General features: G+C 68.0%; 19 protein-coding genes. 13 read left to right on the forward strand and 6 right to left on the reverse strand.

Annotated features, from left to right (window positions below; genetic code table 11):
• Positions 1 to 286 precede the first annotated feature (286 nt).
• Both eccCa and JHY01_RS04235 read left to right on the forward strand, forming a co-directional pair.
• Positions 287 to 4,318 carry a type VII secretion protein EccCa gene (eccCa, locus tag JHY01_RS04230; protein ID WP_205324343.1) on the forward strand — a complete coding sequence of 1,344 codons (4,032 nt, stop codon included), beginning with the start codon at positions 287 to 289 and terminating at the stop codon, positions 4,316 to 4,318.
• A gap of 125 nt (positions 4,319 to 4,443) precedes the next feature.
• Positions 4,444 to 5,571 carry a hypothetical protein gene (locus JHY01_RS04235; protein WP_205324344.1) on the forward strand — a complete coding sequence of 376 codons (1,128 nt, stop codon included), beginning with the start codon at positions 4,444 to 4,446 and terminating at the stop codon, positions 5,569 to 5,571.
• 3 nt (positions 5,572 to 5,574) lie between these two features.
• Here JHY01_RS04235 and JHY01_RS04240 read toward each other — a convergent pair whose 3' ends face one another.
• Positions 5,575 to 6,417 carry a hypothetical protein gene (locus JHY01_RS04240; protein WP_205324345.1) on the reverse strand — a complete coding sequence of 281 codons (843 nt, stop codon included), beginning with the start codon at positions 6,415 to 6,417 and terminating at the stop codon, positions 5,575 to 5,577.
• A 93-nt stretch (positions 6,418 to 6,510) separates the two neighbouring features.
• Here JHY01_RS04240 and JHY01_RS04245 point away from each other — a divergent pair, with 93 nt between their 5' ends.
• The 4 genes from JHY01_RS04245 to JHY01_RS04260 all read left to right on the forward strand — a co-directional run bounded on the left by JHY01_RS04245 (position 6,511) and on the right by JHY01_RS04260 (position 9,909).
• Positions 6,511 to 7,665, forward strand: a complete 1,155-nt coding sequence (locus tag JHY01_RS04245) for a hypothetical protein (protein ID WP_205324346.1) — start codon at positions 6,511 to 6,513, stop codon at positions 7,663 to 7,665.
• A gap of 43 nt (positions 7,666 to 7,708) precedes the next feature.
• Positions 7,709 to 7,930: a hypothetical protein gene (locus tag JHY01_RS04250; protein WP_205324347.1), complete on the forward strand. Its 222-nt coding sequence runs from the start codon at positions 7,709 to 7,711 to the stop codon at positions 7,928 to 7,930.
• Positions 7,931 to 7,963: 33 nt separating this feature from the next.
• Positions 7,964 to 8,221 (forward strand): hypothetical protein, encoded by a 258-nt coding sequence (locus tag JHY01_RS04255; protein ID WP_205324348.1) that lies wholly within the window; start codon positions 7,964 to 7,966, stop codon positions 8,219 to 8,221.
• A 302-nt stretch (positions 8,222 to 8,523) separates the two neighbouring features.
• Positions 8,524 to 9,909 carry a S8 family serine peptidase gene (locus tag JHY01_RS04260; protein ID WP_205324349.1) on the forward strand — a complete coding sequence of 462 codons (1,386 nt, stop codon included), beginning with the start codon at positions 8,524 to 8,526 and terminating at the stop codon, positions 9,907 to 9,909.
• A 117-nt stretch (positions 9,910 to 10,026) separates the two neighbouring features.
• Here the strand turns inward: JHY01_RS04260 and JHY01_RS04265 are convergent, their stop codons facing one another.
• Positions 10,027 to 11,256: a hypothetical protein gene (locus JHY01_RS04265; protein ID WP_205324350.1), complete on the reverse strand. Its 1,230-nt coding sequence runs from the start codon at positions 11,254 to 11,256 to the stop codon at positions 10,027 to 10,029.
• A 46-nt stretch (positions 11,257 to 11,302) separates the two neighbouring features.
• A complete protein-coding gene (locus JHY01_RS04270; protein WP_205324351.1) occupies positions 11,303 to 11,896 on the reverse strand; it encodes a hypothetical protein in 594 nt (197 codons plus the stop codon).
• 535 nt (positions 11,897 to 12,431) lie between these two features.
• Between JHY01_RS04270 and JHY01_RS04275 the strand changes: the two genes are divergently transcribed.
• Together JHY01_RS04275 and JHY01_RS04280 are read left to right on the forward strand one after the other, a co-directional pair.
• Positions 12,432 to 12,722 (forward strand): WXG100 family type VII secretion target, encoded by a 291-nt coding sequence (locus JHY01_RS04275; protein WP_205324352.1) that lies wholly within the window; start codon positions 12,432 to 12,434, stop codon positions 12,720 to 12,722.
• A gap of 52 nt (positions 12,723 to 12,774) precedes the next feature.
• On the forward strand, positions 12,775 to 13,044 hold the full coding sequence (locus JHY01_RS04280) for a WXG100 family type VII secretion target (RefSeq protein ID WP_205324353.1): 270 nt from the start codon (positions 12,775 to 12,777) through the stop codon (positions 13,042 to 13,044).
• 158 nt (positions 13,045 to 13,202) lie between these two features.
• Here JHY01_RS04280 and JHY01_RS04285 read toward each other — a convergent pair whose 3' ends face one another.
• Complete coding sequence (locus JHY01_RS04285; RefSeq protein WP_205324354.1) at positions 13,203 to 14,543, reverse strand: S8 family serine peptidase; 1,341 nt, start codon at positions 14,541 to 14,543, stop codon at positions 13,203 to 13,205.
• A 185-nt stretch (positions 14,544 to 14,728) separates the two neighbouring features.
• Between JHY01_RS04285 and eccE the strand changes: the two genes are divergently transcribed.
• Positions 14,729 to 15,985 (forward strand): type VII secretion protein EccE, encoded by a 1,257-nt coding sequence (gene eccE / locus JHY01_RS04290; protein ID WP_205324355.1) that lies wholly within the window; start codon positions 14,729 to 14,731, stop codon positions 15,983 to 15,985.
• Positions 15,982 to 17,676, forward strand: a complete 1,695-nt coding sequence (locus JHY01_RS04295) for a hypothetical protein (RefSeq protein WP_205324356.1) — start codon at positions 15,982 to 15,984, stop codon at positions 17,674 to 17,676. The genes eccE and JHY01_RS04295 overlap by 4 nt, the downstream gene beginning before the upstream one ends.
• 58 nt (positions 17,677 to 17,734) lie before the next feature.
• Here JHY01_RS04295 and JHY01_RS04300 read toward each other — a convergent pair whose 3' ends face one another.
• Both JHY01_RS04300 and JHY01_RS04305 read right to left on the reverse strand, forming a co-directional pair.
• Positions 17,735 to 19,066 carry a hypothetical protein gene (locus JHY01_RS04300; RefSeq protein WP_205324357.1) on the reverse strand — a complete coding sequence of 444 codons (1,332 nt, stop codon included), beginning with the start codon at positions 19,064 to 19,066 and terminating at the stop codon, positions 17,735 to 17,737.
• Between the two features lie 75 nt (positions 19,067 to 19,141).
• Positions 19,142 to 19,825 carry a hypothetical protein gene (locus tag JHY01_RS04305; protein ID WP_205324358.1) on the reverse strand — a complete coding sequence of 228 codons (684 nt, stop codon included), beginning with the start codon at positions 19,823 to 19,825 and terminating at the stop codon, positions 19,142 to 19,144.
• 608 nt (positions 19,826 to 20,433) lie between these two features.
• Between JHY01_RS04305 and JHY01_RS04310 the strand changes: the two genes are divergently transcribed.
• The 3 genes from JHY01_RS04310 (at position 20,434) to rpmA (ending at position 23,861) form a co-directional block, all read left to right on the forward strand.
• Positions 20,434 to 22,995: an Rne/Rng family ribonuclease gene (locus JHY01_RS04310; RefSeq protein ID WP_240192348.1), complete on the forward strand. Its 2,562-nt coding sequence runs from the start codon at positions 20,434 to 20,436 to the stop codon at positions 22,993 to 22,995.
• A 284-nt stretch (positions 22,996 to 23,279) separates the two neighbouring features.
• Entirely contained in the window at positions 23,280 to 23,579 is a 300-nt protein-coding gene (gene rplU, locus JHY01_RS04315) for a 50S ribosomal protein L21 (RefSeq protein WP_205324359.1), read from the forward strand.
• A gap of 12 nt (positions 23,580 to 23,591) precedes the next feature.
• A complete protein-coding gene (rpmA, locus tag JHY01_RS04320; RefSeq protein WP_205324360.1) occupies positions 23,592 to 23,861 on the forward strand; it encodes a 50S ribosomal protein L27 in 270 nt (89 codons plus the stop codon).
• Positions 23,862 to 24,611: the final 750 nt, after the last annotated feature.

Here is a 24,611-nt window from a genome sequence, read left to right on the forward strand (position 1 = left end):
AGAGTGGCCGACTTGGTGCTCACCGTGCGAACCTCCGGGTCGGGTCGGTGATCGGGGGACCGTTCAAGGATAAATGCCGCATGCAACGGCGGGGGGACCGGCGTGGGCGTACCGGCGCGTGGGAGTGCCGGCGGCGTGGTTGTACCAGCAGAGTGGCGATCCGGCATTACCCTAGTAGTGCGATACTCGACAGAGCGCACTTACATCCTTTATACGACAGCGCTAAGTTACGGCCAGCAAGCGTCCCCGTGGTAGGCGCATCCCCCGGTGAGCACAAGGACCCTCTGTGACGACCAAACTCTTCCGCAGGCCTCCGCGCAAGCGCGGCCCGCAGGCCCCACGCGGTGACATCCTCTTGGAGTCGCCGCCGGACATGCCCGACCCGCAGCCCAAGAACATCACGCAGTACCTGATGATCCTGCCGATGCTCGCGGGCGCTGCGGCCATGGCGATGATGATGATGAGCCGCACCACCGGAGGCGGCTCCGGGGGCAACAACACCTTGCGCATCGCCATGGGCGCCATGATGGGCATCTCCATGGTCGGCATGATGGCGACGAGCATGGGCGGCAACCGCGCCCAGAAGAAGGCCGAGTTCAACGCCGACCGGCGCGACTACATGCGCTACCTCAACCAGGTGCGCCGCCGGGCCCGCAAGGGCGCCGAGCGGCAGTGGCGCGCGGCCCGGTGGCGCCACCCCGACCCGAAGGCCCTGTGGTCGCTCGTGGGCTCCCGCCGCATGTGGGAGCGCCGGGCGAAGGACGACGACGCGCTGGACATCCGCGTGGGCGTCGGCAAGCAGCGCATGACGATGAAGCTGGTCCCGCCCGAGACCAAGCCCGTCGAGGACCTGGAGCCGATGACCTCGATGGCGTTGCGCCGCTTCGTGGCCGCGCACTCGAACGTCATCGACATCCCCCGTTCGATGAAGTACACCGAGGCCGCCCGCGTGGTCCTTCGCGGCGACCGGGCGCTCGTCGTCGACAACCTTCGCGCGCAACTGGTCCAGGGCGCGGTGCTCCACTCCCCGGACGACTTCATCGTCGCGGTGGTCGCGGACAACGAGCGGATGCCCGAGTGGCACTGGATGAAGTGGCTGCCGCACCTCCAGCACCCGTCCGCCGAGGACGGCGCCGGACCGGTCCGCATGTTCTACAACACCACCACGCAGCTGGAGAACTCGCTGCGCGAACAGCTCTCGGGCCGCGGCGCGTGGTCGCCCGGCTCCACCGCGGGGGAGGGGCAGCCGCACCTGGTCGTCATCCTCGACGGCGGCGAGGTCGACCCCACGGGCATCATCGCCGCGGACGGCATGGCCGGCGTCACGGTCTTCGACTTCTCCGGTTACCTGCCGCGCAAGCCCGGTCCGCAGATCAAGCTCTACGACGTCACCGAAGAGGAGATCTACACCGACCAGGCCGGACGTCGCCGCGTGCTCGGCAAGCCCGACCGCATGTCCTACAACCAGGCCGAGGGCGTGGCCCGCTCGCTCGCGCCCTGGCGGCTGACGCTCAAGGGCGCGGCCGGGAAGACCGAGTCGGGGGACGAGGACCAGTCGCCGCTGGCGAACCCGTCGTCGCTGCCCGAGATGCTCGGCTTCAACGACGCCGCGGCGCTCGACCCGGCCGTGCACTGGCGCGAGAAGCCGGTCAAGGACTACCTGAAGGTCCCGATCGGGCCCGGCCCGGACGGCGGCATCGTCGACATCGACTTCAAGGAGTCCGCCGTCGGCGGCATGGGCCCGCACGGCCTGCTCATCGGCGCCACCGGTTCGGGTAAGTCCGAGGTGCTCCGCACCATCATCGGCTCCCTGATCGCCACGCACTCTTCGGAAGAGCTCAACTTCATCCTCGTCGACTTCAAGGGCGGCGCGACGTTCGCCGCCCTCGACGAGCTGCCCCACGTCAGCGCGGTCATCACCAACCTCGCCGACGAGATCGAGCTGGTCGACCGCATGGCCGACGCGCTCGAAGGCGAGCTCGTGCGCCGCCAGGAGGTGCTGCGCGCCGCCGGCAACTTCACCAACCGGTGGGAGTACGAGAAGGCCCGCAAGGCCGGGCAGCCGATGGACCCCATGCCGACGCTGCTCATCATCGCCGACGAGTTCTCCGAGATGCTCGTCGCGAAGCCCGAGTTCATCAACCTGTTCCTCCAGATCGGCCGCATCGGCCGCTCGATCGGCGTGCACATGCTCCTCGCATCGCAGCGCCTCGAGGAAGGCAAACTCAAGGGCCTCGACACGTTCCTGTCGTACCGCGTCGCGCTCCGCACCTTCTCGGCGCAGGAGTCGCGCACCGTCATCGGCTCGGGCGCGGCCTACGAGCTGCCGCAGGCGCCCGGCCACGGGTACCTCCAGGTCGGCACGCAGGACCTCGTGCGCTTCCGCGCCGCCTATGTCGGTGGCTCCTACAAGCCGCCGAAACGCGTCGCCTCGCGCGCCGAGCGCATCGCGGCCGTGCAGCACAAGGTGCAGCGCTTCCTCCCCGGTTTCGTCGAGCTCCCCCCGGAACCCGAAGTCGAGGAGGAGCCCGAGGAAGTGCTGGAGGCGACCGCGGCCGACGACGAGAACGAGAAGCTCTCCGAACTCGAGGTCATGGTCAACAACTGCCTCGGCATGGGCCGCCCCGCCCACGAGGTGTGGCTCCCGCCGCTCCTCGAACCGCCGACGCTCGACCAGCTGCTGCCCCCGCTCGAAGCCGACCCGGTGCGCGGCCTGTCCCCGAAGGGCTTCTCGCTCAACGGGAAGCTCCACGCCGTGCTCGGCGAGGAGGACCGGCCGTTCGAGCAGCGACGCAGCCCGTTCGTCGTCGACCTCTCGGGTGCGCAGGGCACCGTGGCCATCGCCGGCGGGGCCCAGTCCGGCAAGTCGACGATGCTCCGCGGGCTCATCGGCTCGCTCGCGCTCCTCCACACACCGCGCGAAGTGCAGTTCTTCTGCCTCGACTTCGGTGGCGGCACCCTGCGCGGCATCGAGGACCTCCCGCACGTCGCGGGCGTCTTCGGCCGCCAGGAAGAAGAAGGCGTGCGCCGCACCATCCAGGAGGTCACGAGCATCCTGGACGAGCGCGAGAAGTTCTTCACCGAGAACAAGATCGACGGCATGAACTCCTACCGGCGCATGAAGGCCGAGGGGCGGTTCCAGGAGGACCCCTACGGGGACATCTTCCTCGTCATCGACAACTGGATGACGCTGCGCGAGGACTTCGAGTCGTTCGTCGACCAGGTCCGCGCCATCGGCAACCGGGGTCTGGCCTACGGCGTGCACGTCATGGTCACCTGCACCCGCTGGGGCGACATCCGCATGAACATGCGCGACATGTTCGGCCTCAAGCTGGAGCTGAAGCTCTCGGACAACATGGAGTCCGAGATCGACCGCAAGGCGGCGGCGAACGTGCCGAAGAACCGTCCCGGCCGCGGCCTCTCACTCCAGAAGCTGCACTTCCTCTCCGGCGTGCCCCGCATCGACGGCATCCGCGACGGCGACGACCTGCAGCCCGGCGTCGAGGACTTCGTCAAGAAGGTCAAGCAGGCCTGGCGCTTCCAACCCTGCCCGCCGGTGCGGCTGCTGCCGCGCCAGCTCCACGTGGCCGACTTCCTCCAGGCCGTCGACCGCTCGAAGCCGGGCATCCCGATCGGCCTCAACGAGGCCGGGCTCAAGCCGGTGTACCTCGACTTCCAGACCGAGCCGCACCTGCTCGTGTTCGGCGACTCCGAATCCGGCAAGACCAACCTCCTGCGTCACATCGCCCGCCAGATCCAGGCGACGTACACGCCGAAGGAGGCCAAGGTCATCATGGCGGACTACCGGCGCGGCATGCTCGAGGAGATCTCGAAGCCGACCCTGCTCGACTACGCCATGTCCGGCAAGCAGTTCGAGACCTCCGTCAAGAACCTCAAGGGCCCGATCGAGCGGCGGCTCCCCGGAGACGACGTCTCCCCGGCGCAGCTGCGCGACCGGTCCTGGTGGACGGGCCCGGACCTGTACCTGATCGTGGACGACTACGAGATGGTGGCGCAGCGGGTGAACCCGATGGCCGCCATCGCCGAACTCATCCCGCAGGGCCGCGACATCGGCTTCCACGTCATCATCGCCCGCCGCGCCTCCGGCGCGTCCCGCGCGATGATGGACCCGATCGTCGGCCAGATCAAGCAGCTCGAATCCCCAGGCCTGCTCATGAGCGGCCGCAAGGAGGAAGGCGCGATCTTCGGCAAGCTCCGCCCCAGCCCGCAGCCCCCGGGCCGCGGCACCCTGGTCCGCCGCAAGGACGGCGAGCAGCTCATCCAGACGACGCTGCTCCCCCCGAACGGCACTGCCTAGCAGCAGGTCACAGGGCTTGACGCAGATCGCAGGGCCGCCCACCGCAACCGGTGGGCGGCCCTGCGGCGTATTAGTCTCAGAACGGACGCGAACTCCGCTCGCGCCACTGGACACCAAGGCCCCGCATGAAACCGCTGCTCACCCGACCCGGCCCCGACGCCACCACCATCCCCAGTGGCACGGCCGAGACCGCGGTACCGCACACCCGAACGCGGCCCCCGATCAGCGTCCAGACCCTCCGCCTCCTCCTCATCGCCGCAACCGCCACCGTCATCGCGACCTGGACCTGGGCCTTCGAAGGCGTCCAGGCCTACGCCTGGCCCGGCGTCGACAACGACCTCGGCGCCCGCGGCCTCGCCTACCTCGCCATCCTCGGCCCCGCCGTCCCGGTGAACCTCCTCGCCGCGCTCCGCCTCGCCCGCAGCGGCAGACGCACCCGCCTCTACCTCGCGGCCGCGGCGACCCTCGCCGTCGTCCAGACCGTGCTCCTCCTGACCCCCAGCGCGATGCCCCTCGCCGACACCATGAGCGACGGCTCCAACAACGTCGGCATCCGCCACCTCGTCACCGTCGGCCCCCTCCTCTTCGCCGGCCTCTGGCTCGCCACCACCGCCAAAGCCCGCGCCTGGCTCAGCCTCGACCCGAGCCCCCGCCGCAGCCACTTCATCCCCGAAGCGGTCGTCTGCAGCACCGCCCTGGCCGGCGCGCTCCTCCTGGGAACCGAAGTGCGCCAATGGGCCCAGGCCTCCACCGAACCGCTCGCCCCGGGCGGCGAATACACCGAGGCCGGGACCTGGGCCGCCCTCGAACAGGCCGTCACCGAGACCGCCGACGCCATCCCCGAGTTCCCCGGCTTCACCACCCGCACCCTCGACGTCGTCCCCTGCGACTACACCACCCCCACCGGCAACGCCACCTACCGCTACGAGCTCACCTACGAACTCCGCGACGGCGCCCCCGCCCCCATCGCCGCCCGCTGGACCCAGGGCGACTTCACCCTCACCTATGACGGCGACACCCTCGCGGGCAACCGCCGCATCACCGCCGAACGCGACTTCCCCGTCAACGAGAACGCCGCCTATCCCACCGCCACCGGCGTCCACGCCATCACCCTCGCCTACACCGAGGCCGGGCCCCCGACCCTCCACCTCGAGAGCCCCTGCGTCGAACGCGCCACCCCGCCCACCGAATGCATACTGCCCCAAGGCGACCCGACCACCGACACCATCAACGGCATCACCTGCCGCGACTAGCGACTACCAGGTCGGCACGAACTCGGTCAGCGAAAGATCCGCCCCGGTCGGCACGTCTTTCATCCAAATCTCGAGCTCACGGGTCGAATCCCCAGGCGGCACAGGTTCGATCAGGAACAGATTGACACCGCCCACGGGCGTGCCGTCGGCGCGGTGGAAGATCGCCGACAGACTGGGCCTGATCGCATGAGCGGCGGTGTTCGTGATCGTCACAGACAACTGCATCCGCCGGCTCGCTTCGTCCCTTTCGTCGACCCCGTCGAGACGGGCGCTCTGCCGCGACACCTGCGGCTCCGGAGGCATCCCGCCGTCGAGCGCGAACCACTCCAACCGCACGACCTTGATATCGACCACAGGATCGGACGGGAAGTCATCTTCCATGAAGAAGGCCCCACCGACCCGGACCTCGCCCCCCGGCGGCGTCATCCCGCTGTCGAGCGCCTCATACTCGCCGTTCTCATAGAGCTCGACCCCCTCGACCGTCACCTGCAACCCGAAGTTCGCCGTGTACTCGCCATGAGTGTTGCGAATCGAAGCGCCCCAGGTGAACGCCATGTCGTCCACCGAGACGTCATAGCCGAACGCCTCGATCGCCACGGCCGCCACAGCTGGAGGCTCCTCCTCCGGCCGCACTTCAGCGAGCGCCACGTACTCGCCCGCCGCATCGTCCCCCGGACGCACCGGATCGGCCTCGCCCACCGTCTGCGGCTCAACGAAATTCGCGGGGTCAGGCGCCCAGAGCGGGACGTAGACCAGCGCCAGGATCGAGACGGCCAACCCCACGGCGAACGCCCAATCGGGTACACGACGTCGCTCGGGCGCTTCGGGCTCAAGTGAGGGGTTCACCCGGTCATCATAGAAATCCGACGCAACCGTGTGGATGTCCAGCAGTACGGTGAGTCGCGATCCCCGAAACCCTGAGCCGCCCAAGGAACTCCAATGGTCGTCCGCCGAATCCCGCCCGATCCTCGCGCCGTCCAGCACTGGCCCGACGTGCCGATGCGGACCCGTACCCGCCGCCGGATCGCCATCGCCGTCCCCCTGATCCTCGCCCTCGCCGCGGCCGGCTACACCGCGCGCTGGGTGTACACCGACCGCGAGGCGAACGAACCGGTCGAGACCGTGCGGGCCTTCCTCGAGGCCGCACGATCCGGTGAGATCGAGGCAGCGCTGGCGCTGACGACGCACGAGCCCTCTACCGCGAAGGACCTGCTCGTCCACGAAGCGACGAGCACCGACTGGGAGATCCTCGACCTCGACCTCCGATCCTGGTCGCCGGTCGCCGAGTACGCTGACGTCTGGGCCACCATCAAGGGCCCCAACGACACCGAGCTCACGCATCCGCTCAGCGTCGAACTGCTCGACGGCGACTGGAAGGTGGCGGACCCGTTCGCGACCTTGACGGTCGAGGAACTTCCCGTGCCCTACCTCGAAGTCAACGGGATCACCCTGCCGATCGAGACCGCGTCCGAGACCGATTTCGCACTGCTCCCGGGCGTCTACCAGCTCTACGAGCATCCTCCCGCGCTTTTCGAATACGAGGCCGCACCGCTGCTCGCCCTCGGGGACCGTCTCGTCCACGCGGACGGCGCAGAGGCCCCATACCTGGTCGAGGCCGCCTTCGAGGGCTTCACCGTCATCGAAGACGACGAAGCCACGCTCAACGAGCGGCTCACCGCCTACCTGGACGAATGCCTGGCCGGCCCCGACGGCCCCGAATCATTCGGCTGCCCGTTCGGCTTGCAGGAGTATGGCATCGACGATCCCGACTCCACCCTTGGAGACGGCAACCGTTGGGAGATCATCGAATACCCGCATGCCGCGGCCGCCTCCGTCGCCTGGGACACCATCTACCGCCCTACCGATATCGGCCTGCTGACCAGACACGAAGGCCGCGCCCGCGTCACGGCCGTCGAGGCATCGACGAACGAGGAAGTCGTCCTCGAATGTCCGATCACCACCATCGGCCTCTACCTGGTTTTCGACGACACCGGCGACTACAGGATCGGCCCCAACCAGGACCCGAACGCCTCCACCGACCCTGACCGAACCGCATGGGATGACGGCTACCGATCCCGCTGCGAACCGGCCTGACAGCAGCCGATCAGGGCGCAGTGCCCCGGCACGAGTCTGGCCCTTGCCTTGCGGCCTGAACTATCCGAACCTCGGCACCGCGGCTCCGGCTCCGAGCGAAACCTGGAGTCCGATCCGATTCGACACCCCGGACGGCAACGGCAACGTCTCGGACGCACCGGCGGCCTCGTCATGCACGACGACGACAAATGACTACATCGAGGCAGACACCTGGCCCGAGGCCAGCTACTACGACCCGACGCGGCTCGGCGCCTCCACCGCCTAGTCGCAACGGCATAGGCCGAAGGTGAAAACATCGGTGGCGCGGAGGCAGAAGGTCGTCGGCGAACCACGCCGGCGAGATGCACTTCGACGGACACACCGCCGGCTGGCGCGAAGTCCGCATCACCTGGAAGCCGGCCTTGGGGAGCAGGAAACCCACGAGGACATCGCCGTCCTCGTGATCGACATCGATGGCAGTTCCGCATTCATCGCCCTGGCAAGCATCCTGGCCGCTGGCGACGGCCTCTACGAGGAAGCCACCGTGGCCCTCCTCTCCACAACCTTCGCCGAATGAGGGCGGACCGAACCCGAGATGATGACGTTGGCGGGCACATGCTCCAGCGGTTCTCCCAGGACATGTGCCCAGATCAACCGGCCTCGAAAGCCTGGGGTTGGTCCGGTATCTTGTGGGACAGAGCGGACCGCGCTGTAACGACAGGCACACGGAAGGGGTCTCACCCTATGGCCACACCTCTCACGCCAATCCCTCCGCAACCTCGACCGGCGCAACGCAGATCATGCCACCGGGCCGCCTTCGGCGCCGGAGCCGCAGTCTTCGCCACGGCAGCCGTCATTGCAGCCACCCCGAGCGCCGCCTTGGCACAAGACGAAACCTTCACCACTGAAAATGCCTGGGTCCCTGAACTGATACAGGCGCCAGCGGCATGGGAGACCACCAAGGGCAAGGGAATCACCGTCGCGGTCATCGATACTGGTATCGGTGAGCACCCGTACTTTGAGGACAAGGACATCCTTGACGGCTACACCGTATTCGATTCCGAAGACGGCACGGGTTGGCACGATACACATGGACATGGGACGGCTGTCGCGGCTGGAGTCTTGCTTGCGGCCCCGGAAGCGACAATCATGCCGGTTCGCTTGGAGGCTGGGGCTACAGATTTCGGCGGAGCCATGGGCAGCAAAGAGTTCGAGGCGATCCGATGGGCTGTAGACAACGGAGCAGATGTTCTGGTTGCTCCTTGGGGTCTCACTGGCGCCGAAACCGTGTTCACCGGTGAATATCTCGAGACGCTTCAATACGTCATCGACAAAGGTGCCATCGTGGTTGCTGGTGCTGGAAACGACCCAGCCGAAGAAGTGGCCTACCCTGCAAGTGTTCCCGGGGTCGTTGCTGTGACAGGCACTGACAGCAACGGAAGCATTTGGTACGACAACCTCACAACAGGCCCGGAAGTTGTAGTGGCGGGACCTGCAGATGCGATGACGGTTCCTATCCCGCAAGACGAAAGTACGGGGAACACGGAGCTTTACAACCTTATTGGTGGCGGCACCTCGATGGGTTCTGGACTCGTTGGTGGAGTGGCTGCACTAACTTGGGCCGCTCATCCCGAGCTCGACGCGAGTAACGTCATCCAGCGAATCATCCTGACCGCCGGAGACGGTAGCGGCACCCGAAGCGAAGACGCGGGCTATGGGCTCGTCAATGCGGACCAGGCCGTCCATGCGGAAGGCATCGCGGAAGTCTCGGAGAACCCGCTTGGTTACCCGATGGGCGAAGCAGGTGCGAGTGGCGCTTCGCCCGATGACGGTGGCTCCGAGGAGCCTGCCGAAGCCGGAGCTGGAGGAGAGTCCGCAGGCCCGGCAGCTGGTGGTGCCGAAGGTAACAAGGAATCGAACCTCTCGACCGTCATCGTGATCGCTGCTGCTGTCGTTCTGATCGGCGCAGCGGTAGCGGTTTGGTTGGTCCTTCGCGGTCGTGGCAAGAAGAGCGCTGCTGTGGCAGAGGCCGGCGCGTTCAACTCGAATGGCGGTCCGGTTCCGAGCGGATACCACCAGCCGCCGCCCGCGATGCAGCAACAATACAGCGGACCCCCAATGGGTGGCGGCCAAGGCTATAGCCCTCCTCCACCCGGTCCACAAGGCTACAACAGGCCCCCGCGGGGGCAACAAGGGTTCAATCCTCCGTCCGCCGGTGGCGATCAGGGCACGCCCTGGCGGCCGAGTGATCCGAACCGGCAATAGAACGTAGAAGGGACCCGTGCGCAATGCGCATGGGGTCCCTTCTGTTTGCCTTCTGCGAACAAAAGCTTGAGGACGGATGGTCTAGACCATCCGTCCCCAAACCTTGGTCACCGACCGTCAGTTCTCGTCATCGTCGTCGTCGAGTTCCTCGCGACGAACGTTGTTCTGGCTCCAGTCGACATCGTCCTCCCGCAGCCAGGTCTCGCGGGTGTAGGTCTCTTCCTCGTCATCGTCGTTATACCCGGAGCGGGTACCGCCACGAGCGTTGCTGCCGCTGCCGCCTCGGCTGATCGCGTTGCGGCTGGAGGAGGAAAGACGGCTTCCGGCATTGCCCCGGGTGTTGGCACCGGAACGTGCGGGGCTCGAACCAGGCTTACCGCCGTTCGCGCCAGAGCGCGCGGGGCTGCTTCCCGCACCACGGCCGCCGGTCGAGCCGGAACCGCCCTGAGAGGGACCGAACAGTCCTGCGCCACCAGGGATGGCGGAGCCGCCCATGGCACCGGTGCCGCCGACCGTCGAAAAGCCGCCACCGCCGCCGGCGGGAAGCAAGCCGCCGCTGGCGAGTCCACCAGTCACGTTCGAGTCGACGTCGTCGTACGAACCGTAATTCCAGTCGTTTGCGACCGGCTCGAAGTCGTCCGGCGAATCGGCAAAGCCATCCCCGTCGGTATCGGCGGACTGGTTCGCAGGCATGCTGTCGAGCGAGTTCGACCCGCTCAGCGCAGTCTCGGAAAACACACCGCCGGTCGGCTTCGTGTAAGTGTTGTTACCAGGCATGTCGCTCGGGGGAGGGGGAGGAATCTCTTGGAACTCCTCCTTCGCGGTGGCATAGACGTCGCCAAGATCTGCAACGATCTGCGCCATCTCCTGGTGCTTTGCGTTCCGGTCGTTCTGGTATTCCTGCTGCCACTGAGTTTTCTTTGACTGGGCTTCAGCGCTGGCAGGGTCAACATGCTTTGTGCTTTCGACCCAGTCCTCATACTCGTCCAAATAAACCGGATTGAGCGGTGCGGAGGTTTCCTGAGCGTTCTTCAGCGCTTCAGCCAGGGCCGGGATACGCGTTTCACCAGCAGCTTTCATACCGTTCTCAGCTTGGACGCTGTACTGCTTGACGAGGTTCATGCGGTTCTCGAACTCGTCTGAGGCAGGTCCAGTCCACTGCGCACGCAGTCCCGCTACGTGCGTGGTCAGTTCCTCGCGGGCGGCCTTCATGCCACTCGAGGCGGAGACCCAGACCGAGCCTGCGCGCTCGACTTCGTAGTCGTCGCCTTCGTGGAGCATGTCCCAAAGCTGTTGGTGGGTATAGGTGCTCTTGTAGTAGTCGACGCCTTTGCCTTTGGCGGCCATCTTCGACTCCTTCCTAGGGGGTCAGGTCTTCAGCGACGAATCAGGACTAGAGCATCGGAGGCGGCTCCTCAGAACCGGGCTCGTCACCGGTGGCCGGCATATTGTTGCTGCCGTCATTCTCCGAGCGAGCCTCCTCGACATCGTTGGCCGTGATACCGCCGCCTTTGGTGTCGAACTCGCTCTGGATGGTGACCACGTCGGCCGAGACGTTGCCGTCGTTCTCGATGTAACTGTTCTTGATGTCCTCGCTGACCACGCGGCCGGTGTCAAGGCCGTGGTAAACACGGTCGAGTTGCTCTGCGCGCGTGGGGTAAAACCCGGTCCGATACGCCTCCTGCAGCTCGAGCGCGTCGTCGAAGCCGCCGAACTTGGGGTTCTGCGTGTCGATCTCCGCCTGGTAGTAACCGGCCTGGGGATATGCCTCAGTGTACGGACGCGTCACGACGATGCTGCCGCCGAGCAGCTGCTCGCGGAAGGTCGCGAGATCCTCGATCGTGGCACCCATCTTGCCGAAGAACTCGTCGAAGGACTCCTCGGTCATCTGAGTCGTCTGGCCGGTCGAAGTGTTCGTGACCGAGTACAGGTTTTCGCTCGCGTCGTAGCTAGCTGTGTAGCCGGAGCCGGCGTCCAACAACGTCATCACCTCGGTGCAATGATCGGGTTTACAGGGGGATATCGACCCGAGCCGTTCGGCGTGACGCGGAGGGCACGGTCGCTCGATTGGTGCTGAGACCAGCATACCGAGCTGGAGCAACCAGGACTGAACAGGTCGTCCCGCATGGCACGAAAGCGGGAGTTCAGGACACACCCGGCCACCAGGGGCATTCCCTGTCTTCGGCGACACCGCTGCGCCCGCGTCACCGTCCGCAGCACTGGACCATTCGCCCCGGTAAGCCTGCTTTGTGCACCCGCTTGCCCCGCAACCGAACGCGCGGCCGAGTGGACTCACCCGATCGGGGGAAGCCTGCCTGCGGAGCTGGCACAAAGTGGGGATACACGGTCGTCCCCGATGCTTGTAAACTCAGAGACGCACCGCCAACCCGGTGAGTTTGCACGGACGGGTTATGGTGACTGCGGAATCGATCAAAACTCACTGGGATACCCCTGCAGGCCTAGGTCGCTAGCGCCTCAGCCCCCGGTTTATTACTTGGAGGTGAAATATGGCCGGTGTCGCAATGGACACAGAAACAGTCGCCCAAGCCGCGACTGACACGGTCAACGCCAAGCTCTCGGTCGACGGCAACCTCGATCGACTGAAGGCCCTCTGCGACGAGCTCGCCGCTTCCTGGACCGGCCAGGGTGCCGCCGCGTTCGCCAACGTCATGCAGGCATGGGACATCGAGGCTGCGAAGCTCCTCGACGCGCTCCAGGACATCGCCGACAGCCTCGACTCCTCGGCTGCTCAGCAGGCAGAGATGGACGCTGAGTCCAGCTCCGACTTCAGCCAGTACGACGGCGAACTCTAAGACTTCCCCCCGAAACTAAGGAAAGAGGTGAACCATGGGTTCTCGTATTGCTATGAGCTACGAGGAGCTCGAAGCGGCAACTGCCGAGATCGCGTCGCAGTCTGGTGAAATGACCAGCACGCTCGCCGACCTCCGCACCCAGCTCGACGCCCTCGACTGGGCAGGTGCCGACAAGGCTGCCTACGAAGAAGCCAAGGCCCAGTGGGACGCGTCCTTCGAGAAGATCAACGACATCCTCGAAGCCGTCGGCCGCGCGGTCGACAACGCGAAGATCCGCTACCAGGAGACCGAGGCCGCGAACGCGTCTCGTTTCGGCGGGTAGCAGCTTCCCCCAGCTCGAAGACCACAGGAAACCCGGGTAGTCCGCCAGGACGGCCCGGGTTTCTTCGTGCCCAAGGGAGAAGCGATACAAGAAACGGCGCCCCGAGGGAACGCGAAAGGGCGGGAACCGCGAGGTCCCCGCCCTTCGTCAAGCCTGCGTCAGTCGGTCGCGGCCTTCACCGGGACCACGTCCGCCTTCCGGGTGCCCGGCCGCCAGCGGCGGTTGCGGCCCTTCGGGATGATCTTCTTCAGCACGAGTACCAGCGTGACGAGCACGATCGCGATGCCGACGCTCGCCCAGGCCATGATCTTCTCCGTGCGGAGCGGGTCGTAGTCCGGGTCGAGGCCGGCGATGGCCTGGCGGTCCTCGTCGGCGATCGGGGCGGTGCTCGGCGATTCGCTCGGGGTCTCGGACACCGAGTCGGAGACGATCGCCGCCTCGTCGACCGGATCGGTCAGCGCCGCTCCCACATTGAGGATGCCGTGGCCCTGGTAGATGTTGAAGTCGTTCGGCGGGTGGATCGCGGTATCCCGCAGCCGCTGCTGGATCCACGCCGGCGTCGCTTCGGCGCCGTACTGGCCCTTGAGGAGGGCGGCCGCCCCGGCCACGAACGGCGCGGCGTAGCTGGTGCCGGTGTCGACGAAGTATTCGCCGGCGGCGTGCGGGAACGGTACGTCGACACCGGGCGCGAGCAGGTCGAGATTGGTGCCGAAGTTGGTGCCCTCGTACCAGTTCCCCTCCTGGTTGTGCGCCCCGACGGCGATGACCTCCGAGTAGTTCGCCGGATAGAACGTCTGCTTGTCGGCGTCGATGGAGTCGTCGTCCATGTGCGAGGTGGCGTTGCCCGAAGCGGCGACGATGACGACGTTCTTCTCCATGGCGTACGCGACCCCGGCGGCGAGGTCCGGGGATTCGAGCATCACCGAGGAGACGTTGATGACGTCGGCACCGTGATCGACCGCGTCGATGATCGCGAGGCCGACCGCCTTGCTCTTGTTAGCGTCCCCGCCCTCGTCCTTGCCGCCGGTGAACACCCGGATCGGCAGGATGTCCGCCTCGGGTGCGACGCCGATGAAGTCCGGGTCGCCCGGGTTGCCCATCGGGCTCCCCGCAGCGATCGCCGCCACCCCCGTGCCGTGGCCGCTCGAGTCGCACTGCCCCTTGGCATTGGCGTCCCACCAGTCGTAGCCTTCCAACAGGCGACCGGTGAACACGTCGGACACGCGCCCCGACGCGACGCCGGAGTCGATGACGGCGATCGTCACCGGCTGGCCTTTCTTGGAACCGGTCTCGAACGTGCCGCGGTTGTACTGCTGCGCCTGCTCGAGGCCGATGAAGTTCTTCGCCCACTGCTCCTTGTTGAGCGGCTCCCCGCCCTCGGCGATCGGGACGCAGGCGGCGTGCTCGTCGTCGGGGACCATCGGCAGACCCCACCCGTCCTGCAACTGCTGCGCCGGAGCAGGAGTGGTCGCCAGCAGAACCGTTCCGACGGTCGCCAATGCGACAGCGGCGGAATAGAGAGGTATACGCGGGAGGAATCGCACCCGGCCAGTCTAACGCCGCAATACCAGCGGTTCGGTCCACCCATATCGGCGCGAAACACCGGAAGGGCGGGGGACCAAGCGGTGGACTCGTCCGCATACGATGGATACGACCACTCACCTTCATCTTGGAGACGTCGCCCATGACGATGCTGCAGGCCCAACAGCAAGCTCGCGGCACCGCGTCCGTGCAAGCCCAGCAAGGCAACGGCCCGGCACCCGGCGAGTCGGTCGTGTTCACGACCCGTTCGACCGGCAGGCTCGGCCCGCTCACGGTCGCGCAGCTCATCACCATCGAGCTGGCGCTCACGCTTGCGTTGGCGTGCCTCGCGTTCGGCATGATCCCCGGCGCCGCCGGCGGCGGTGTCGCGCTGGTCGTGCTCATCATCGTGTTCTGGCGCAAGGGCGACTACTGGTGGTACCAGACCTGGCCGCTCAAGTCCCGCATGAAGCGGCGCATTCGCGCGCTCGACCCCGAGCAGCTCACCGAGGTCCTCCACCGGATCGCCCCCGATTTGGGCATCACCGGCATCGAGGACCGCGACGAGAACGTCGGCATCGGCCACGACAACGGCGGCTGGTTCTCCGTCATCGAGATCGGCACCACCGATGAAGGCACGAAAGCGATCCCGCTCGAACGCCTCGAGCGGCTCTTCGACGAGACCTCGGTGCCCGTCACCGCCGTGCAGCTCATCGGCCACACGACCCCGGTCGGCCTGAGCGCCTATGACAACAGCCCCGCCTCCCGCTCCTATCGTGAACTCCTCGGCGACTACCCCGCCGTGGTCCACCACAAGGCGTGGCTCGCGGTGCGCCTCGGCGCCCGCGACGCCCGCGAGGCCACCGCGGAGCGCGGCGGCGAGGTCGACGGCGTGTACAAGGCGCTGGCCAGCACTTCTCAGCGCGTCAGCAAGCTCCTCGGCAACGTCGGCGTCCCGAACCGCATCCTCGACGCCGAGGGTGTGCGCGAAGCGGTCTCGCAGTCGCTCGGTGTGGCGTTCGCGCCCGTCCCGGGCGAGCGCACCGCCGAGGAGTGGAGCCACTGGTACGCGGACGGATTGCGCCACGTCGCCTATCGGATCACCAAGTGGCCCACCGACGCCGCCTCCCTGCACCGCACCGGCGACGCGCTCTCGGGCGTGCCCGCCGCGTTCGTGACCGTCTCCACTGTGGTCACCGCGGGCGCGAACGGCAAGGTCAACCCCGACGGCCGCGTCACCGGACGCCAGCTCGCCGTCGACGGGATCGTGCGTCTCGCGCTCGACCAGGCTTCGTGGGAGTCGGCCCAGAACCAGCTGCTGAACGTCGCCGACCAGCTCGGCGTCCGCCTGCAGCGCCTCGACGGCGAGCACGGCCCCGCCGCCTACGCATCCGCCCCCACCGGAGGAGGCCCCCGATGAGCGACCGCAACAACGGCAACGGCAACGTCTACGGCGGCGGCACCTATCAGGGGGGCACCTACCAGAGCGGCGCCCACCGCACCGGCCGCCACACGGACGACGACGAAGAGCAGCAGCGTGGCGCCGTGGACGACGAAGGCTCGGGCACCACCAAGATCGGCCGTTCAGGCGCTGCCGGTGCGGCGACGCCGCCGAGCGCCCGTGGCGGCGCGCAGCCCCCGCAGGGAGCCGTCTACGGCGGCCAACCGGGCCAGACCGGCAACCAGCCCGCGCAGCCGCCCGCGCAGGGCCCCGTCTACGGTGCCCCGTCCGCGCGTCAGGGCCAGCAGCCCTCCGCGCCGCAGGCCCGTCCGACCTCGCCGCCGCAGGTGCCCAGCGCCCGCGGCGGAGCGCAACCGCCGCGACCGGCGGGCCAGCCCATGCCGCCGCAGCAGCAGACGCCGCGGCCGCCCGAGATGCGTCCGCCGTCGCAAGGCCAAGCGCCGCAACCGTCTTCGCCACCGCAGTACCAGCAGCCGCAGCGTCCGCCGGCCCAGCCGCCGACGCCGGCCCGGGCCACGCCGCCTCCGGCACCGCAGCCTCAGGCCTCGCAACCGCCTGCGGCGCAACCTCCCGCACCGCAGCCGTCTCGCCCGCAGCAGCCGCAGTTCCAGCCGCCCGCGCCACCGCCCCAACAGTCGCAGCCGTCGGTCGCGCCGGTCTCCGCCGCGCCCGTCAGCGCGCCCTCGATCTCACCGGTCTCGGCGCAGCCGATCTCGGGCCAGCCGATGTCCGGCAGCCCCGTCTCCGGCCAGCCGTTCTCCGCGCAACCCGCTTCGGCCCAGCCGTACTCGGGCATGCCGTACTCCGGTGCGGCCCCGATCACCGGCGGCCCGATCAGCTCCCTGCCGACGTCGGCGGGCCTGTTCGGCGTCGGCTCGGTCTCCGCCGGGCCCACCGAGGGCACCGTCTACGGCCTCCCGGTCACCGACCGCGCCGTCGAGACCGCCAACGACGCGGGACGCCCCGTCGAGGCCGTCAAGTCGGCCCCGCAGATCCCGACCGCGCGGGCCTTGGAGCTCATGACCTCGGCCAGCCCGCCCTCCGGTCTCGTGATCGGCCGCGACGCCGAGCAGGTGCCCGTCGTCGCCCCGTTCTTCCGCCCGGAGGAGACACGCATCAACCTCATCGGCGGCGTCTACCTCGCCCGCCTGCTCGTCTTCCGCGCCTTGGCGATCGGCACCCGCGTCGCGGTCTGCACGACCCGCCCGCAGGAGTGGAACGGCCTGGGCGAGACCGCGACCGGCCGCAACGACCGCCTCGCGGTCCTCCACGGCGACCAGCCCGTCACCGTCGAGGCCAGCCAGCACTCCCCGGCGCTCTACGTCTACGACGTGGGCGAGCGCGGCTCCCAGACCAAGCCGGTGCTCGGCCCCTGGCGCACCCAGCTCACGGTCCTGCCGCGCCTCACCAACTACGCCGACGAGCTCACCGGCGAGGCCCACATGACCGTCCTGCAGCGGCTCACCGCCGAAGAGGCGCAAATCGCCCGCTCGGCGATTCGCGTCAACCAGGAAGTGCTGCAATGGCTTCAGATGCTGCACGACGACATGATCGCGATGCTCCGCAAAGGCCAGAAGGAGCGCTACCTGTGGTGCTCCCCGACCTCGATCGAGGCGCAGATGTTCGGCGCGCCGATGCGAACCTACTGATCAAGGCATGAAGGAAGGGGCGGGGCCGATCGGCCCCGCCCCTTCCCTCATGCTTCGGCTAGCTCGCGTCGCGCCAGTTCTCGAGGTACGCGTTCGCGATCGCCACCGCCAGGTCCGTCAGGCCCTGCTGGTCGACCGCGGTGTCCCCGGACACCGAGATCCGCACCACCGTGTAGGAGTTGTCGTCCTGCACATGGAGGTGGAAGTTCGAGGTCCCCTCTTCGGGGACGCGCGCGATCGCCGCGGACTGATCGCCGATCGACGGCGCCGGGTCCACCAGGGTCCAGGCCTCCTGCTCGCCGATGTCGCCGGTGCCCAGCTCGAAGTTGACGCTGGCCTTCGCATCGGAGTCGAGCACCATGCTGTCGACTTCCACCAGCGCCGTCGCCCGCTCGACCTCGCCGTACGTCAAGTCGCAGGACTGGATCCACCCGCTTCGCTTCTGCTCGGCGTCGCCGACGGCCTCCGGCTCGGCTCCATCCACGATGGACTCGATCGGAGCGGTGTCGACCAGCGAGCACGGCTCCGAGCTGCCCTCGTACGTCAGGTTCGTCTCCGTGCCGCCCGCGCCGTCGCCGCCGTCGTCGTCGCGGTTCATGAACCACCACACGCCGCCGCCCGCCAAGGCCAGCACGACGATCGCGCCGATGATCTTCGGCACCGGGCTCGACTTGCGCGCCCGGCTGCGCACCTTCTGGAAGTCCGAACGCCGCCGCGGCTCCTTCGGCATGTAGCCGAGCCGCCCGATCGTCGTGGTCTCGCCACCGCCGCCCCACTCGCTCCGGGACTCGTCGGCGAACGCGGCCTCCTCGAACGGCTCATCCCTGTGCGGCGGCGCCCCCGCTCCCTGCGGCTGGCTCTGCCCCTGGAACTGCAGCGGGTCACTCGCACCCGGAGGAGGCGAACCCGCCTCGCGCCCGGGCTGGGCACCGGTGTCCCGCCGCGGCGGTGAACCCGCGCCCCACTGATCCGTGCGCGGGGTCGAACCCGTCACCGGCCCGCCCTGCGGGCGCCGCGACTCGTATCCGCCCGGCTGCGGGGAGAACTGCTGCTGCGGAGAGGGGTACTGCGGGCCCTGTCCCGGCTGGGGACCGCGGCCCGCCGAAGGGCCGCCCGCGCGCGGCGCGCCGCCGCGAGGGTCCTGGGAGGGCCGCCCGGCCTGGGGCATCGGGCGCTGGCCGCCCTGAGGGCCGCCTGCTTGAGGTCCACCCGGGCCGCCGACGCGCGGCTGTCCGCCGGCGGGAGTGCGCGGGCCGCCCGGCTGCTGGCCCGGCTCGCCCTGCGCCCCGTGCGGTCTGCCCGCTTGGGGCCGCCACTGGCCCGCGCCCGGCCGCTGCCCGTCCTCGGGCTGCTCGTCATATGCCGGGCCAAAGGGTGGTGTGGCGCTCACGATGATCCTCCGCGAATGATTCCCGGCGTGTCGACTTGACGCCGCGGTAGTCACCGCCAGCTTAAAGGGGGCCGCCTAATTCGCCACTCGGGGGAGCGCGTCGACGAGGCCCGCGCCGAGATCCTCCGTCAGTTGCCGCACATCGCCGCCCTCAGGGGGCACGCCGGTGAAGAACAGATTGATGCTCAACGTCACGTTCGCGATCTGGATGTGGAGCCTGACCTGCGTCTCCTCGCCCCCGGCCACGGTCACGACCGCCGCCTTCTCGCCGATCCCGCTCACGTTCTCGGTCGCGAAGCCCTCGGACGCCTCGAAGTCGAGCACTCCGGCGTGCGCCGCCCGCGCCTTCGCCGAGTCTTCGTAGACCTGCACCGTGGAGAAGAGCGTCACCAGCCGGTAGGCGTCGTCCCCGGCGTACTCGGCCGAATAGGTGCAGTTGAACGTTCGCACCTCCTCCTTGGAGGACTCCTCGGGGTTCCGCGCCTGCTCGGTGTCGGCCCAGGGCGAGAGCAGCTCGGCGTTCACCGAGAGTTCGCACAGGTCGCCGATCTGCCCCGCGTCGACCGCGGGCGCCTCGTCCCCGTTCCCGGAGGTCCAGTAGAGGACGGTGGCCCCGCCCGCGAGCAGGAGCGCGACCACGGCGAGTACCCAGCCCACGCTCGTGAGCTGGCGGAAGAGGTCGGCACCGCGATGCCGCCCCTGGTAGGTGGAGGGTTTCCCGTCCGCCCGGGGTTCCTCGGACTCGTCCGAGTCGATCACCTGGAGTGCGATGGTCGTCGTCCTTACAGTGCCGAAGCTTGCGAGGTACGCGTTGGCTCAGCTGGAGGCTCGCTGCTGACGCGCCAGCCCACAGCTTATCGAGTACATGGGACACGGGCCACGATCGAGCCGTGCCAACCGCGAGGAGTCGTGTTTTCTCACCCTTTCGTGACGGGTGGCACTGAGAGCGGCGGCACCGGTCTGCTGACCGGCTCGGCGAATGACGCAGAGTGTGCGATACTCGACCTTGTCGTACCGCACACAGCTACGGATGGTGCGACCTGGAGATGTCCTGTCCGCGTCCCTCACGACGGCGACGGACTTGACCACTCGGCTGGGGCAGAGGTTGAATTCCCAGCGCGAGTTGAGGCTTTCAGTGCGGCCCGAACGGCATGATTTGAGCGCCGGAGCATGGCTCGCCAGCCTCTTGGGCGAAGCGAGCCGGATGTCGGCCTCGCCACGCCGGGAGGACCGCACTGCTGATGCCGCGCCCGTGCGGCAGCGGATGCAGATCGCATCACGCGCCCGGGCGGCGGCTGGAATGGAGATTTATTCATATGCGCGAGAATGAGCCGCGCGAACAGGTTCCCGTTGTCGCGGTGACCTTCATGGCTCCTCAGAAACCGAAGAACGACGAGCCTCCGGCGGAGAAGCCGCGGACCGAGCGCCCCCGCGCCGCCGCTGCGACCGTCGCGCCGATGTTCGCCCCCCCGCCGAAGGTCCAGCCCAAGGCTGCCGAACCCAAGGCCGAACCCGCCAAGCGCGAACAGCGCGAGGAAGAGCCCGAGCCGCGCCGCGGCCAGGCGAAGAAGACGCAGGCCAAGAAGGCCCAGCCCCAGGAGCAGCAGGCGACGCGCAAGCGCACCCGCAACCGCTCCGAGAACCGGGCTGCAGAGAAGACCGGCGCGGACAGGTCCGCCGCCGACAAGGGCCCCGAGAAGGGCGCCGCCGACAAGCCCGAGCCGAAGGCCGAAGCGCCCGCCGCCGAGGAATTCGACGACGACTTCGACGACGATGACGACTCCGAGGCCGGGCGACGCCGCCGCGGTCGCCGGGGCCGCCGCGGCCGCGGCCGCGGCAAGGGCGTCGACGGCATGTCCGACGACGAAGACGAGAACGACGACGAGGACGGCGCGTCCGAGGACGAAGACGACGAGGACTCCGAGGGCGATGGCCCCGAGGTCACCCGTCGCCGCCGTCGCCGGCGCCGTCGCGCCGGCTCGGAGGACTCCGACCGCTCGCGTCCCGACGACACCGACGACGACGCCGAAGTGGTCGTCAAGGTCCGCACCCCGCAGCGCCGGGCGATGTCCTCCAACGAGGAAGTGCGCGGCGTCTCCGGCTCCACGCGCCTCGAGGCGAAGCGCCAGCGCCGCCGCGACGGCCGCAAGTCCGGCCGCGGCCGCGTCCAGGTCGTGAGCGAGGCCGAGTTCCTCGCCCGCCGCGAGGCCGTCGAACGCCAGATGGTCGTGCGCGTCCGCAACGGCCGCTCCCAGGCCGCCGTCCTCGAAGACGGCATCCTCGCCGAGCACTACGTGTCGAAGTCCGGCACCCAGGGCCTGGTCGGCAACGTCTACCTCGGCAAGGTCCAGAACGTGCTCCCGAGCATGGAGGCCGCCTTCGTCGACATCGGCCGCGGCCGCAACGCCGTGCTCTACGCCGGCGAAGTGAACTGGGACGCCACCGGCCTCGCCGGCAAGGCCCGCTCGATCGAGCAGGCCCTCCGCCCCGGGGACGCCGTGCTCGTCCAGGTCACCAAGGACCCGGTCGGCCACAAGGGCGCCCGCCTCACCAGCCACGTCGCCCTCTCGGGCCGCCACCTGGTCTACGTCCCGGGCGGCAACGCCTCCGGGATCTCCCGCAAGCTCCCCGACCGCGAGCGCACCCGCCTCCGCGCGGCGCTGAAGAAGCTCGTGCCCGAGAGCGCCGGCGTGATCGTCCGCACCGCGGCCGAGGGCGCCGGCCCCGAGGAACTGGCCCGCGACATCTCCCGCCTCCAGATCGAGTGGGAGGAGATCCAGGCCAAGTCGAAGAAGAGCAACGCCCCGGCCGTGCTGCACTCCGAGCCCGACGTGCTCATCCGGGTGGTCCGCGACGTCTTCAACGAGGACTTCAAGGAACTCCTGGTGGAGGGCGACGAGGCGTACGACGAGATCCACAAGTACCTCGAGTCGGTCTCGCCGGAGCTGCTGCCGCGGCTCAAGCGCCACACCGGCACGAAGGACGTCTTCGCCGAGATGCGCGTCGACGAGCAGCTCCTCAAGGCGCTGGACCGCAAGGTCTACCTGCCTTCCGGCGGTTCGCTCGTCATCGACCGCACCGAGGCGATGACCGTGATCGACGTCAACACCGGTCGCTTCACCGGTGAGGGCGGCAACCTCGAGGAGACCGTCACCAGGAACAACCTGGAGGCGGCCGAGGAGATCGTGCGCCAGCTGCGCCTGCGCGACATCGGCGGCATCATCGTGATCGACTTCATCGACATGGTGCTCGAGTCGAACCGCGACCTGGTGCTGCGCCGCCTGACCGAATGCCTGGGCCGGGACCGGACCAAGCACCAGGTCACCGAGGTCACTTCGCTCGGCCTGGTCCAGATGACCCGCAAGCGCGTCGGCCAGGGCCTCATCGAAGCCTTCTCCGAGCCCTGCGAGCACTGCAAGGGCCGCGGGGTCATGGTCCACACGGACGAGATCCTCGGCAACACCCGCAAGAAGGGCAACGGCGGCGGAGGCGGCAACGCCAAAGAGAGCCAGCCCCAGCAGCAGAACCAGGGTGGCGGCAAGAAGAAGCGCGACCGCTCCAAAGGCCAGCAGCAACAGCAGCAGGGCCAGCAGAAGCAGGAGCAGGCCGAGCCCCACGTGAAGTCCGCAGCGGCTGAGACCGCGAAGATCGCGGCCGCGCTCCCCGAGCACGACCACGAGGACCACGAGGGCATCACGATCGTCGACGAGACGACTGACGAGCCGATCGCCTCGAGCGAATCGGCCGAGAATGAGACCGTCGTCGAGACCGAACCCCTGGACTTCGCCGCCGCGACCGAGGAGGCCGTCCCCGCGGACGCCGACGAGGTCCTGGCCGAAGAGCAGATCGCCGCTGACTCGCCCACCGAGGCAGCGGAAGCCGAAACCGAGCCCGGCGACGAGGCCGGATCGGCGGCATCCGAGCACTAGGACGGCCCGGCGCCGCGGACTGTGACGTTCGCGGCGCTGAGCTGATCCCGATGCCGGAACCAGCGGGTACATGACGTACCCTAGTGAGCGGCCTATAGAGCCCTCAGTTTTTCCTCCCCAGAACGACGGGGATGAACGCGGAGCTCGATCGGCGGGCCGGCCCAGGTGACGTTCGCGGAACCGAAGCTGGCAGGTGCCTGGCACCGCGAAATTGACAGAACACCGTTCCCCTGCGGGGAACTCATTTCCCCGCACCGGGGAGGACCCAAGGAGACCGCGTCGACATGTACGCAATCGTCAAGACTGGCGGAAAGCAGTACAAGGTCGCCGAAGGTGACGTCCTCGAAGTCGAGAAGCTTCAGGGCGCGCCCGGCGACACGCTTACGCTGCCTGCGGTGTTGCTCGTCGACGAAGGCACTGTGGTCACCGACGCCTCTGGCGTCACGGTGAGCGGTGAACTTCTCGAGCACACCAAGGGCCCGAAGATCAAGATCCACAAGTACAAGAACAAGACCGGCTACCACAAGCGCCAGGGGCACCGTCAGCCGCTGACCCTCGTGCGGGTCACCGGCATCACCAAGTAAGGGGTTGGACAGATGGCACACAAGAAGGGCGCATCCAGCTCCCGCAACGGGCGCGACTCCAACTCCAAGCGACTTGGCGTCAAGCGTTTCGGCGGTCAGCACGTGAGCGCGGGCGAGATCCTCATCCGTCAGCGCGGCACCAAGTACCACCCGGGCGACCTCGTCGGCCGCGGCGGCGACGACACGCTGTTCGCGCTGGCCGAGGGAGAGGTCCTCTTCTCCTCCAAGCGCGGCCGCAAGCTGGTCAACATCGTCCCGGCCTCCACCGAGGTCGCTGCGTAAGACCGGAGCGGCAACGCTCGAAAGCATGAACAAGGGCTGGGCCCGTCGAAAGACGGGCCCAGCCCTTTCGCGTACCCGCCCCGCAACGGCTCTGCGGTCTTCGGATGCGCGCCACTGCTTCCGGGAAGGCGCCGGCGTATGCACACCGATCGCAACGGGTTGTTCACCGCGACGACCCCGGAATGTCGGACCCTTCCCCTAGGTTCGAACCAGGGACCCCGCGATGAAGCGAGCAAAGCCGGATCGCCGACGCGCGCCTTCGGACGGCGCTTCAGCCGATCCGGTTGCGACGCAGCGGCATCGCCGCAGCTCAGAGCCGTCGCGATCAAAAAGGGGACCCCCTGTTTCGTGCCCTCGAAAAGGCGTGTAATGTTGTCCTAGCCCGAGGGGGAACGGAACAGCCGAAACGGACTGGTCCGGAAGCCACCGGAGACCAGCGACAAACTCACAGAGTTTAGGCGCGGTCCGGAAGCTGAATCTCGGGAATCTTTGAGACTCATAAGAGCCTCAATCGTGTGTGACACGGGTCAATTGACCTGAAGTTTGCAGAGCGGTTTGAGACTGTTAGAGTTGAGAGGTTGCTCCGGCTGAGGCCGAATCCGGTTATGGATCGTCTTGAGTTGGCGTGTTGTTTGAGAACTCAACAGGGTGTTTGGATGGTCAGCGTGCGGGCTGATCGAGGTCGCTGGACAAGGTTTCGGCGGTTCTTGGTTGGTACTGTTTTTGACTGTCTTTTCCTTGGGACACTTG

Source organism: Glycomyces sp. YM15 (genome assembly GCF_016918015.1).
Taxonomy (GTDB): Bacteria; Actinomycetota; Actinomycetes; order Mycobacteriales; family Micromonosporaceae; genus Glycomyces.